Below are 12,405 nucleotides of genomic sequence, written 5' to 3'. Positions count from 1 at the left end.
AGATACGCCTCCTCTGTCAATGAGAATGAAAGCATTGAAATTAGTAATTGCATATCCGATCGATCAAGTACGCCGCGTCCAAGCCAACTCCCCCGAGCAAGGCAGAAGAGCGGCGATACTGCCAGGGCAGCCCCAGAAAATAAATGCCTTTTACGGGCGAAACTCCACGAGTATGCAGGGGTTGACCCTTGGGATCGAGAACTCCCGGAACTTTTATCCAATCGTAGCGGGAATAAAAGCCTGTACTCCATATCACATTGGCTATGTCAGTGCGGCTGCCGTCTGCAAAAACTGCGGTTCGTCCCGACAAAGCGACGGTGCGTTCCTTTAGCTGGAGAGTTCCGGCCTTTTCCCATTTGCGCAGTTCACGCCTGTAGCCAAAGATCGGGTCTGGTTTTGATTGTAGCCATTTTCCCAAGCTTGAGGTTATCGGTGCCGTCAACAGGCCTGTAGCCTGAAAGTACCAGAACATGGGCTTCCCGAACAGGGAACGGGGAAGGAACATCCTCTTTTGCCCCATGGAGAGGTAAACGGTTCGATGGGAAGCAAGCTCTGCGGCGATTTGCGCACCGGAATTGCCGGAGCCGACGACGAGCACCGGCCCGTCTTGAAGCTGCGTTTCGTTTTTATAGTGAGCTGTATGGAGCTGCACAATATCATCGGCTGCCTGCGTATGCATCAGCGGAATGTTCGGAACCTGAAAGGGCCCGGTTGCAATGACGATCTGTCGGGCGCTATAAGTGCCGTCCGAGGTTTCCACGCGATAACCCAAGCCGGTTGGGATTAGGGTCTGTACTTCCGTATCGAGCTGAATCGGGAGAGAATGATGCGCAGCATACCGCTCCAGATAGTCGGCAACCTCATCCTTTGCAGGAAGGCCGCTCCGTTCGCCGGGAAAAGGAAGTCCGGGAAGATCGCTTTGTTTGCGCGGGGTGAACGGCACCAACGAATCATAACGCTCTCTCCATACATCCCCAATCCGCTTATGTTTGTCTATCAGGAGGCAGGATATTCCTTTTTTGACCAAGTAGTATCCCATCGCCAAACCGGCTTGGCCGGCTCCTACGACGATAACCTCGTATGTTTTCATGCAAAAACCTCGTTTCTTAGGGGAAAGCTCCCATTTTAAAGGTTCCAGATGAAGTACCGCATGCTGTTAGGAAAAGTATACCAAAAACAAAACAATAATCAAGCATATATTTGAATGATGAGAATAAAAAAATGGCCGCCAGGTTTCAGCGGCCCAGCAAAAGCTTATCCAGCGACTGATTGAGCAGCGGGGAACCGATAGGCGCGATGACGCGTAAGGTCGCCTCGATGCTTGACGTAGAGTGGTCCCCATGCAGGGTTGGCATCGTGCATCTCCTTGAGCAAGGCGAGCATGCCGGCAAAAATCGCTTCGATGTTTGCGTTTTTCTCCAGAGAAGCAGTGACGGAAGCCGCCACGACATGCGCGGCATACATCCCTGAAACGTAGCATTCATGCAGCTTTGACTCTGAGTGGATATGTGCCCGGATTTGGCTTGCGATGCGCTCATCTTCGTTATGCCAGTTCTGGATTTGTCCGAGTGAATGCTGTTCGAGGCTATTGAGACGTGATTCTGTTATCGCTTGAGCGACGACAGCAGCAGATTTCCGGGCAGTTTTGGCATCGACTGTCTGCCTTCCGAGCTGGATGGTAGTCAAATCCTTGTCGGTCTCGGCGGAAATCGCCTCTGCCCACGCTTCCGCCTGGTCAAATTGAAGCAGGCGAACGGTTTCGGCAGCAAGATAGCCGCGCAAAATATCGGCAGGATGGGAATCGTACTCAGGCCCCGTGTTTCGCAAGGTCGGCGTCCCGTTCCATGCACCGTTCAGCCCCCGGAAATAGCCGATCAGGCCGATACCGGCTGCGGGTCCCATGTTGAGGATTCCCAGTACATCGGAAGCGGTCTCATCCACTCGTTGCGACCAATAATTGGCCAATCCCAAGGTGAAATTTTGCTTCAACAATTGCTCGCGAATTTTTTGCGCCAGTTCTTTCAATAGGCCTGTGTCTGCGTGAAGAATGTCATGCCCCGCGGTTTCGTGGCTCAGCGCAGACCATCCGAGCAGGCCCCGTTTGGCATGAGAGGGCGGGAGATTGACAATGCCTGTTTCAAGGCCAAAGTGAGAGGCGGCCGCAATGGTCCACGTATAAGGACCGTATTCAGGCCGTCCCCACTTGACCAGCGGAGCTGTCACACTGAGGTCGGGAGGCTTGATTCCATTTCGGTCGGATGCACTTAGAAAGCCGTCATACAAGTCGCTGACCACTTCCTGGAAGGCATCGGTAGCGCGGTCTTCATAGCCTTCTCCGTTTTGGAGAATGGCCTGTGCGATGTCGAGCAGCAAACCGGCAGCCTGCTCCCGGTTGGGATCGCGGCGAAGCAGCTCGGCAAAGCCTTTTTCGGAAAGCTCGTCCAGTGCCTTGATGAAGGGCTGGTAGACGCGATCCTGATAGAGTGGCGGGAGCTTTTCCCGTGCGGCGACTAATCGAGTATACAGCTGTTGAAAGTCCGTAGGGTCTTCAGGTCCTCGGTTGTTGTCCAAGGCTGCCTCCATCACGTCTTTAATGCACAGATCCATATTCCCGATATCCGGTTGATTCATAGATGACGCCTCCTTTTGTCAAGAGTTTGCTCTAGACCAGTCAGCAACGTCAAACGGTGAATCTATATCGTGGGAAAAGCCGACCACCTCCTTTCCATGCAGTACACGGTAATCTGAAAACATAAAAGTGGAAGAAGACTGGCGTGAATGACAAGAAAGTTGTTGGCGGGATGATGGAAGTGCCCGGAGCAGGGGGAGAAAGGGGAAGGGCTCCGGGATATCAGGTCAGTTTTGTCTTCGTTCGGCTGCATGCTCAACGCCAGAGAGAATCAGATGGCGGACATGATCATCATCGAGGGAGTAGTAGACCAGCTTGCCCTCTTTCCGGTAACGAGCCAGCCCCATATTGCGCAAGAGGCGCAGATGGTGAGAGGTATTGGCGATCGTACCCTCTATCACGTTTGCTACATCACAGACGCATAGCTCCCCTTCGAGGGCGAGGGCGTATATTATTTTCGCTCTCGTATCGTCAGCAAGCGCTTTAAAGATGGTCGCTACGCCGTCGGTTTCCTGCATGCGCGGCTTCAAACGGTTTACCTTGGCTTCATCGACACTTTGCATTTCACATATGTGGGCGTCTTTTCCGAGCGTATCATCAGATGGCACGTCATCACCTCCCTGTTTAGGTATTATAAAACGGATTGAGCTGGAAAAAAAGTACAGGTATGCAATTCGTGCAAGCAATCTCTTTTTTACATTTCCCAATAGGTGGAATTGTTGTAAAGAATGCATATAATGAGTAAGGACAAGCAATTTTGAAGCTGGATTGGAGGAACGAGCTGTGCTGGCAAAGATACGGGGGCTGTCTCTGGAAATCATGGGGGCTCTTTTGTTGGGAACGTTTGTCGTCTTGTTGCTGGGCAGAGGTGGAAGTGGCGAGTCCGGCTTGCTTGGCTTTCTTCAATCCCCGAGCTTGCTTGATGTAAAAACACTTTTTCTCAGCATTCTTCTGGAAGCCATCCCGTTTGTATTGTTGGGAGTTTTCTTTTCCGCCTTTATTCAGACGTTTGTATCGGAAGAGCAGGTAAGGCGCTGGACGCCTCGGCATCCGCTTGCGGCGATTCCTTTTGCGGGCCTTTTGGGAATCCTTTTTCCCGTCTGCGAGTGTGCGATCATTCCGGTCGTCCGGCGATTGATTCAAAAAGGGATGCCGGTTCATGTGGGCATTGTCTTCCTGCTGGCAGGGCCTGTCGTCAACCCGGTCGTATTTACATCGACGGTGGTTGCTTTTCAACGCTTTCCTGATCTGGCCTACTACCGGGTCTTGGCCGCTTTTCTCGTCGCCGTGATCACCGGTGTGCTGATATTTTTGACCGTCAAAAAGAATCCGCTCCGGATCGGTGTGGAGCAAGAGATTCGCCATGAGACGGCACATGCGGAAGCGGTCGGCGGCAAGCTCGGTGCTACGCTGAACCACGCGGTCGACGAATTTTTTGATATGGGCAAATACTTGCTGTTTGGCGCCCTGATCAGCTCAGTACTGCAAGTCTGGATCAGTCGGGAGACGTTGCTGTCTATCGGACAAACACCGTTTACTTCCCATTTGGTCATGATGGGCATGGCGTATGTGTTCTCGCTCTGTTCGGAAGCGGATGCCTTTATCGCGGCTTCCTTCGCAAATACGTTTCATGCCAGCTCGCTGTTGGCTTTTCTAGTCTACGGGCCGATGCTTGACTTGAAAAGCACAATGATGCTGTTTGGCTCGTTTCGATTCGGCTTTGTCGTCAAGCTGCTATTGACTGTGACGCTGCTGGTGCTTGCCGTCACATTGCTCATACCAGTGTAGGGGGGAGACAGATGGATGCGAATGCTGTAAAACGTCATTATTGGGTGCGCAGCTTTCTGTTGGCCGGATTTACGGTGCTGCTCGCGGAGTTGATCTGGTCGGGAAGCCTCAGTCAGTATCTGGCTCCGCGCCTGCATATGCTGAGCTATGTCACGCTCGGGGTTTTTTGCCTGCTTACGATTGCCAGTATCCGCCAGGCTGTCATTGGACCTACAGCCTATGAGTGTGACTGCGAGGACGCCCACAAGCTCCCTCGCAACCGCTGGATTTCGATTGTTGTGTACTCCTTGTTTGCTTTGCCGCTCTTGATGGGGTTTGTGATGCCGGACAAGATTCTCGGCAGCTCTTTGGCGGAAAAGCGGGGTGTTACGCTCTTGACAGGGGAAAGCCATTGGGTAAAGAAAGTCACCGTTGCTGCGCCTTTATCAGAGGAAGGTGCAGGAGGGGAGAGCGGAAGCGGTCGGTTGCCGGAGTCGTCCGGAACAGGCCAGAAAGCGAATGCCGCTGCAATTACAGGAGAAGCTGGGGATGCATCCAGCTCTAGGCAGGAGGTGGAAGTCGTCCCGATTGACTCGAATTCATCCGGAACAAACAGCATCGAGTCGAAAAATACGGACACAGGTCACGCTTCTGGCAATACAGCCGCAACAGACGAGGAACTACGCGCCTTGTTCAATCCTGAACAATTTGGCGGTTTTTATACCGATTTGGCAGTCAAGATGTACAAACAACCGGTAATTCTGCTGGATGACAAGCTGTTTCTCGACGGCTTGACGACGATGGATTTGTTCTCCAAGGAATTTGCCGGCAAAGAAGTGCAAACAATGGGCTTTGTGTACCGGGAGGCAGGATTTTCACCGGAGCAATTCGTCGTCGCCCGGTTCTCTGTTTCTTGCTGCACGGCAGATGCGACAGTCTTTGGCATTCTGGTCGAAGTGCCGGAGGCCAGCAAGTGGAAAACGGACAGCTGGGTGCAGGTTCGGGGAAAGCTGGAGTTGAGAAAAGTAAACGAGTACGACATGCTCGTGTTGAAGGCATCGAAGGTAGAAAAGGTAGAGGCGCCGAAGGACCCGTATGTCTATTACAATTTTGAAACGGCTCCCTCGCCTTGATCAAACTAGTTAACGCACCGAAGCGGGGAGCTTTTGCCGAAAAGAAAAAAGAAGCTGACGGTATCTGCCGTCAGCTATTTTTATGGCCCTAGACTTTGGGTAACTCAAGAAGTGGTTACACCAAAAAACATAGGCTCTTCCGAAAACAGGTCAGCGTTTCGGGGAACTGAATGAGAAAAGTCATGGGAACGACAACGACTCAATTCCCGGATCAATTGGTGCCCAAGCGCATCCTGCGGCGGGCCAGCATCCGGATAACCATCCCGTGGCGCGGCGAGAAGAGGAACGCCAGCAAAAACAAAAGACCGGAGACGGCTGTCATCGATCCGGCGATCGAGCTGTCCATCCAGGAGGCGAGCAGATAGCCAAATACCGAGCAGAGAACGCCAACCCCCATACTGATAAAAAGCATGACGTGCAGCTTTTCCGTCAATAGGTATGCCGTCGCGCTGGGCACGACCAGCATCGCCACTACCAGGATGGCCCCTACGCTCTCAAACGCTGCCACGGTTGTAAAGGAGACCAGTGTCATCAGCAGGTAGTGGAAAAATACGACGGGAATGCCGATCGCGGCAGCAAGGGCGGGATCAAAGCTGCACAGCTTGAACTGCTTGAAGAAAAGGCCGACAAGCAGCAGGCTGAGCAGAAACACACCGCCAATTCCCCAAGCGGCACGCGGGCCCATGTCGATTCCGCCCCACTGCCATGTATCCCACGGGACATAAGCGATTTCTCCGTACAGGACGCAGTCCAGATCGAGATCGACCTGCGCGGTGTACAAGGAGACTAGCACGACGCCTACAGAAAACAGAGCGGTAAACGTTACGCCAATGGCAGCGTCCGCTTTCACGCCGTTTTGACTGAGAAGCTGCACGATAAAGACGGTCAACAGGCCGACGACAGCAGCACCGATCAGCATCGGCAAAATATCGCGGCTCCCGCTCAGCAAAAAGGCAATCACAATGCCGGGAAGGATCGAGTGGCTGATCGCATCCCCGAGCATCGCCATTCTGCGAAGGATCAGAAAGCAGCCCAGAAAACCGCATGAAGCAGCGACCAATGCCCCGGTCAAAATGATCCAGAACGTATTCATAGTGACAATCCTCCCTGCTCGCGGGCGTACAAGCGGCTTATGGCCTGTGTGCCTTCCGTCAGCTTCGGCGTCAAATCATACGCTTCGAGCTGGGCCAGCATCTTCTCCAGCATTTCTTCAGTCAACTGCGGTGCCAGCTCTTCCTGAGATTGATCAATGTGAACGTGATGATACTCATTTTGGTTCATGTGGTACAGGTCCCACAGCCTTTGGTTCAGCACAAGCAGATAGGAGTTTTTCAACCCATCCGGTGTAAACGTCCAGGTTGAACTTCCATCCGCCTTGGCACGTTCGGCCACGATTTTTTGCCGAACCATCTCTGCCAAAGCGCTTTTCACCTGGGACAAGCTTTTTCCGCTTTTCAAAGCGAGCTCGGCCGAACCGATTCCGAGGTAGACACCTCCCGGACGAGAGCTGCCTGCTTGCTCCTCCAAACACTCGTACAAGGCCTGCTGAACATCCTCGATCAGAACCTTGCGCCGCAGCTTGAAAAAACGGAAAAGACGCGCCAGCACCCCTCTGCGGGGAGAGAACAGGATCGAAAGGACAAAAAAGCAGGTTGCGGAAAGGACGATAGTCGGGCCGGTAGGCAGGTTTTCCTGCTGGGTGCTGATCAATGTACCAAGCACGCCGCTAAGCGCACCGAATACTCCCGACAACACGACCATTCTGCTCAGCTTATCCGTCCAGTATCGAGCGGTCACGGCAGGGGCGATCAACATGGCGGCGACGAGGACGACTCCGACTGCCTGCAAGCCGATCACGACTGACATCAGCAGCATCAGCATGAGCAATCCGTCCAAGAGGCCCATCGGATAGCCAAGGCCGCGGCCAAATCCCGGGTCAAAGGAAAGCAGGGTGAACTCCTTGAAGAGGATCGCCGTCAGCCCGATCAGTACACTGGCCACGATCATGATCGTCACCACATCGCTTTTCACCAACGAAGCAGCTTGCCCGAACAAAAATTTGTCAAGACCGCTCTGATTTCCGCTGGCGCTGTGCTGGATGAACGTCAAAAGCACGATGCCGATGCCGAAAAAAACGGACAGGACGATGGCCAGTGAAGTATCCTCCTTGATCCGGCTGTAGCGGGAGATGGCCGTAATGCTGTAGCTGGCCAACAAACCGGCTACTCCGGCTCCGATGAGAAACAGTCCGATCGATTTGGAGCCAGTCAAAAGAAAGATCATGCATACACCGGGCAACGCGGCGTGGGCAAGAGCATCGCCGACGAGCGAACGCCCCCGCAGAAAGGCAAAGCAGCCGAGAATCCCGCTGCTTGTGCCGAGCAGGATGCATCCCATCAAAACCCATTGCGTATTGGGGTCTTGAAGGGCGAGAAGGAGATTCATGTTGCATCCGCCTCCCCGGACGTTTTGTCGTTGGTGAGGAGAACCTGGGTCCCCAGCACTTGCAAGCGGCCGCCATACGTTTTTTGCAGGTTTTCAGCCGTGAAGATCTCTTTGACGGGACCTGCGGCGATCACGCGTCTGTTCAACAGGATGACCCAGTCAAAGTACTCATCGACCGTCTGGAGGTCGTGATGGACGACCAGAACGGTTTTTTGCTGTTTTTTCAGATCGTTCAGAAGCTGAATGATAGCCCTCTCGGTGGCAGCATCAACGCCTGCGAACGGTTCGTCCATGAAGTAGAGCTGGGCTTCCTGGGCAAGAGCGCGGGCGAGGAAAACCCGCTGCTGCTGGCCGCCGGACAATTGGCTGATCTGGCGGTCGGCATAATCCGCCATTCCCACTTTTTTCAGGCAATCCAGGGCAAACTGCCGGTCAGCTTTGCCGGGACGCCGGAACCACCCCAATCGTCCGTATCTTCCCATCAAGACTACGTCGAGAGCGTCTGTAGGAAAATCCCAGTCTACCGACTCGCGTTGGGGGACGTAGCCCACCGATCTGCGCTGCTGGGAAAACGGCTTTCCATACACCTCCGCAGTGCCCGAAGCGGTCGGAATCAAGCCTTGAACCGCTTTGATAAACGTAGACTTTCCCGCTCCATTTGGTCCGATGATGCCGATCAGTTTTCCTTCCGGGACCGAAAGATTTACATTACGCAGTACCGGCTTTTTCTGATAGGCGACGGTCATATCGCGTACCAGCAGAGGTACAGCTCCAGTCTGGCTGCTCATCTGTCTTCCTCCTTTAGAAAAGTTAGTTTATTTTAAAGCGTTCACAATCGTATCGACGTTGTGGCGAACCATCCCGATGTAGTTGCCCTCCGGTGTGCCGGGCTCTCCCATGGCGTCCGAAAACAGCTCGCCGCCAATGGCTACAGTGTGATTTTTCGCAGCTGCACCTTGCACTACTGCTTCGATAGAGCGCTTGGGAACGGACGATTCCACAAAGACGGCTTTGATTTTGCGTTCAACCAGCGTATCTACAAGCGTCTGCACATCCTTCAGGCCATACTCGGAAGCGGTGCTGATTCCTTGCAGCCCCATCACCTCTACGTCATAGCCGCGACCGAAGTATTGGAAAGCGTCGTGCGCCGTGACCAAAACGCGCTGTTCTTTCGGGATCGAGCCGAGCTGCTCCCGTGCGTAATCATCAAGTTCTTTCAACTCTTGCAAATATCGCTCCGCGTTGGCCTGATAGCTCGATGCGTGAGCAGCGTCAAACGCGGCGAGATCGTCCCGTACCTGCTCGACAGCCTTCATCCATAGCGAGACGTCAAACCAGACGTGCGGGTCGGGGCTTTCAGGAGCAGCAGGGTCAGCCAGCAGATGCTCCCTTGTCAAACTGGCGGTAACCGCTTTTACCGGCTTCTTCGCACTCATTTTCTCGAAGATTTCGACCATTTTCCCCTCGAGATGCAGCCCGGAGTAGAAGATGATATCGGCCTGGTCAATCCGCTTGATATCTCCTTCGGACGCTTTGTACAGGTGAGGATCGACCCCGGCGCCCATCAATTGTGTCACCTCGACATGTTCGCCGCCCACTTCTTTTACAATATCGGCGACCATGCCTGTCGTTGCCGTGACTTTCCAGACAGTCTCACCAGCAGCCGGCTTTGTTGCCGGCTCCTCCTTTGTCCCGCAGCCGGTCAATAGAAAAGCAGCTGTCAAGACAGAGTAAAACGTTCCTTTCAGCACTCTTTGATATGTAGTCTTAGCACTCAAAAGTTGTCCCTCCTCAAATATTTTATCCTTAGACATAAATGTTTCCCTCGTGCAACTTTAACACAAAAAAATGGCACAGCGCAACACTATTTTCTCAGGACAAAAATGTTTCGCTTGTACAAGTTTTTTGATCCTGGAATACACGTGCTGTTGCTGTAACCATAATACACACGCAAGGGACAGCAGAGCGTGCCCGCTGGCCCTATCGCTTTCACCTGGCTGGGCAGCTAACGCTCGTCGCTTTGCCTGAGCATCAGATGATGCCTTACGGCGTAGGCTGCGAGCTGGACGCGATTGACCAGTTGCAGCTTTTCAAGAATGTTCTTGATGTGATTTTTTACGGTATTTTCTGCGATGATCAGGGCGTCGCTGATTTCCCGGTTTGTTTTGCCTGCGCCGACGTACATCACGATTTCGCGTTCGCGCGGAGTCAACACGTCGGGGACAGGCTCATTCATGCTTTCTTCCTGCCGGAAGCGGGTAAACAAGCGCGCGGCCATTTCTCTTGAGAGCTCGCTGTCTTCACCGAGAAGGGCGTGCAAATAGGTGATCCAGTCGTCCGGCTCCAGGTTTTTCAAAAGATAGCCTTGGGCCCCAAATTGTATGGCTGTGATCAGATCTCCCACATCATCAGAGATGCTGAGAATGACAACTTTTATATGCGGGTATGCCTTTTTTACCTCTCGCGTTGCCTCCAGACCAGTCCAACGCGGCATGTTGATATCCATCAGCACCAGGTCCGGCTGCAGTGCTCCGCACATTTGATAGGCTTCTTCGCCATTGGTCGCTTCACCGATGACGTAAAAGGAAGGGTCTTGCTCCAGGAGACTGCGGATAGCCAGCCTCGCCATATGGTGATCATCTGCAATCAGAACGCGGTACGCATTCACGCTTTGTTACCTCCTCGATCGAACACCAGGCGGATGGAAGTGCCGCCCTCCGTTCTCTGTGTAATTTCGATAGTGGAGCCCAGCTGCTTGGCTCGTTCCCGAACCATTTTAAGGCCGTATTTTTTCGCTTCATGCTCGTCCAGGCTGATTCCGATGCCGTCGTCTTCGACAGACAGACACCAATTGTCTGCACGTAACGCTTTTAATGTCAGCCAAGCGTGTCTGGCCCCTGCATGCTTTTGAATATTGGCAAAGGTCTCTTGGACAATGCCAAATAGCTGAACTTCTTCGGCAGGGGAAAAGAAGCCGTCAGGCACTTCGATCTGGTGAGTGACATCAACGCCGGAGAGGGCGCTCCACTGTGCCAGCCAGTTTTCCAGCCGCTGGGTCAGGCTGCTGCCTTCTTCGGGGAGAGAGCGCAGGTTGAAAATGGCGTGGCGTACGTCATTGTCAATCGCGGAGACTGCAGCGCGGGCGTCCTCCAATTGGCCCTGCTTCAGCTTGACGTTGAGGAAGAACAGTGATTGGGCAATACCGTCATGCAGCTCTCTGGCCAGCCGTTCCCGCTCTTCGTAGACGGCGCGGCGAGCTTGTTCCTCCACGATCCGGGCATTCATCCGGTCAATCTTGCGGAACATCCAGGTAGCGAAGAGAAAGGAGAGCAGCAGAGTCAATATTGTGATGTAGACATTGCCTGTTTCCATGGATAAATAAGGCAGCAAAAAGTCGTGGCGTACAAATTCAAAACCGCCGATGACGATTGGCGGGAGCAGTACAGTCAACCAGTATAAGACACGGTACGTCATAGTTACATCCCTTTCCTTTGACCAGATGGTACATTCCCAGTATACCGGAGGAGACGGGCTGATGATATACTCATAACAGAAGACAGAGAGGATAGGAGGAGCAGACGTGAACCGACTTGCAAAAGCGATGACAATCGCAGGATCGGACAGCGGAGGAGGAGCGGGGATTCAGGCTGATCTGAAAACCTTCCACCAATTCGGCGTTTACGGGACAAGCGCTATCACAGCGGTTACCGTGCAAAATACATTGGGTGTAACAGGCGTGTATCCGCTGCCGACGGAAGCGGTAGCCCAGCAGATGCATGAAGTGCTCCGGGATATCGGGACGGACGCAGCGAAGACAGGGATGCTGTTTAACGCGGAGATCATTGAAGCAGTCTCCCGGGAAATCAGCCATTTTGACGTAAAAAAGCTGGTCGTAGACCCGGTCATGATCGCCAAGGGGGGAGCGAAGCTGCTGCAGGATGAGGCGATTGCGGCCCTCAAGCGCTTTTTGCTTCCACTGGCAGAGGTCATCACTCCCAACCTGCCGGAAGCCGAGTTCTTGAGCGGGCTGCGCATCGAAACCCCGGAGCAAATGCGCGAAGCGGCTAGAGCGATCCACCAGATGGGCCCGCGCCATGTGATGATGAAAGGGGGCCATCTTCAAGGGGATGCCATCGTGGATATCCTCTATGACGGCCGGGATTTTTTTGAAATGGAGCATGAACGGGTACCGACCCGTCATACGCATGGGACAGGCTGCACGTTTTCGGCGGCGCTTACTGCCGAGCTGGCGAAAGGCACGCCGCTCGTCGAAGCGGTGGACCGGGCCAACCGGTTTATCGTGGAAGCGATCAGAACGGCACCGCAGATCGGCGGCGGTCATGGGCCGACCAATCACTGGGCGGCTGTGAAATAAAAACAACGGATTTTGCAACAATTGGCAGGGGAAACAAAGCAAGAAAGCCCGCAGCA

The 12,405-nt window shown here is 53.6% G+C and carries 12 protein-coding genes; 3 read left to right on the top strand and 9 right to left on the bottom strand.

Annotated features, from left to right (window positions below):
• Positions 1-40 precede the first annotated feature (40 nt).
• The 3 genes from V5G20_RS17465 to V5G20_RS17455 all read right to left on the bottom strand — a co-directional run bounded on the left by V5G20_RS17465 (position 41) and on the right by V5G20_RS17455 (position 3,192).
• A complete protein-coding gene (locus V5G20_RS17465) occupies positions 41-1,090 on the bottom strand; it encodes an NAD(P)/FAD-dependent oxidoreductase (protein ID WP_338461481.1) in 1,050 nt (349 codons plus the stop codon).
• A 164-nt stretch (positions 1,091-1,254) separates the two neighbouring features.
• Positions 1,255-2,631 (bottom strand): hypothetical protein, encoded by a 1,377-nt coding sequence (locus tag V5G20_RS17460; protein ID WP_024985130.1) that lies wholly within the window; start codon positions 2,629-2,631, stop codon positions 1,255-1,257.
• Positions 2,632-2,856: 225 nt separating this feature from the next.
• Positions 2,857-3,192: an ArsR/SmtB family transcription factor gene (locus tag V5G20_RS17455; RefSeq protein WP_051994747.1), complete on the bottom strand. Its 336-nt coding sequence runs from the start codon at positions 3,190-3,192 to the stop codon at positions 2,857-2,859.
• A gap of 220 nt (positions 3,193-3,412) precedes the next feature.
• Here V5G20_RS17455 and V5G20_RS17450 point away from each other — a divergent pair, with 220 nt between their 5' ends.
• Both V5G20_RS17450 and V5G20_RS17445 read left to right on the top strand, forming a co-directional pair.
• Positions 3,413-4,417: a permease gene (locus tag V5G20_RS17450; protein ID WP_003387457.1), complete on the top strand. Its 1,005-nt coding sequence runs from the start codon at positions 3,413-3,415 to the stop codon at positions 4,415-4,417.
• An 11-nt stretch (positions 4,418-4,428) separates the two neighbouring features.
• Positions 4,429-5,529 carry a TIGR03943 family putative permease subunit gene (locus tag V5G20_RS17445; RefSeq protein WP_024985132.1) on the top strand — a complete coding sequence of 367 codons (1,101 nt, stop codon included), beginning with the start codon at positions 4,429-4,431 and terminating at the stop codon, positions 5,527-5,529.
• A 211-nt stretch (positions 5,530-5,740) separates the two neighbouring features.
• Here V5G20_RS17445 and V5G20_RS17440 read toward each other — a convergent pair whose 3' ends face one another.
• The 6 genes from V5G20_RS17440 to V5G20_RS17415 form a co-directional block, all read right to left on the bottom strand.
• The gene (locus V5G20_RS17440) at positions 5,741-6,622 is read right to left on the bottom strand and encodes a metal ABC transporter permease (protein ID WP_003387455.1); all 882 of its coding nucleotides are present in this window, start codon (positions 6,620-6,622) and stop codon (positions 5,741-5,743) included.
• Positions 6,619-7,974: a metal ABC transporter permease gene (locus V5G20_RS17435; RefSeq protein WP_024985133.1), complete on the bottom strand. Its 1,356-nt coding sequence runs from the start codon at positions 7,972-7,974 to the stop codon at positions 6,619-6,621. The genes V5G20_RS17440 and V5G20_RS17435 overlap by 4 nt, the downstream gene beginning before the upstream one ends.
• The gene (locus V5G20_RS17430) at positions 7,971-8,762 is read right to left on the bottom strand and encodes a metal ABC transporter ATP-binding protein (protein ID WP_003387453.1); all 792 of its coding nucleotides are present in this window, start codon (positions 8,760-8,762) and stop codon (positions 7,971-7,973) included. The genes V5G20_RS17435 and V5G20_RS17430 overlap by 4 nt, the downstream gene beginning before the upstream one ends.
• A gap of 27 nt (positions 8,763-8,789) precedes the next feature.
• On the bottom strand, positions 8,790-9,752 hold the full coding sequence (locus V5G20_RS17425; protein WP_003387451.1) for a metal ABC transporter solute-binding protein, Zn/Mn family: 963 nt from the start codon (positions 9,750-9,752) through the stop codon (positions 8,790-8,792).
• Positions 9,753-9,979: 227 nt separating this feature from the next.
• Positions 9,980-10,642 (bottom strand): response regulator, encoded by a 663-nt coding sequence (locus V5G20_RS17420; protein ID WP_003387450.1) that lies wholly within the window; start codon positions 10,640-10,642, stop codon positions 9,980-9,982.
• On the bottom strand, positions 10,639-11,448 hold the full coding sequence (locus V5G20_RS17415) for a sensor histidine kinase (protein WP_003387449.1): 810 nt from the start codon (positions 11,446-11,448) through the stop codon (positions 10,639-10,641). Before V5G20_RS17415 ends, V5G20_RS17420 begins: the two co-directional genes overlap by 4 nt.
• Before the next feature lie 106 nt (positions 11,449-11,554).
• On the opposite strand from V5G20_RS17415, the gene thiD reads away from it, so the two are divergent.
• Positions 11,555-12,349, top strand: coding sequence for a bifunctional hydroxymethylpyrimidine kinase/phosphomethylpyrimidine kinase (gene thiD / locus V5G20_RS17410; RefSeq protein WP_003387448.1), 795 nt, complete (start codon positions 11,555-11,557; stop codon positions 12,347-12,349).
• The last annotated feature ends 56 nt before the right edge of the window (positions 12,350-12,405 follow it).

This window comes from Brevibacillus borstelensis, assembly GCF_036700025.1.
Taxonomy (GTDB): domain Bacteria; phylum Bacillota; class Bacilli; order Brevibacillales; family Brevibacillaceae; genus Brevibacillus; species Brevibacillus borstelensis.
Note: the sequence above shows the minus strand (reverse complement) of the source record. Positions and strands in the feature narration are given on the sequence as shown.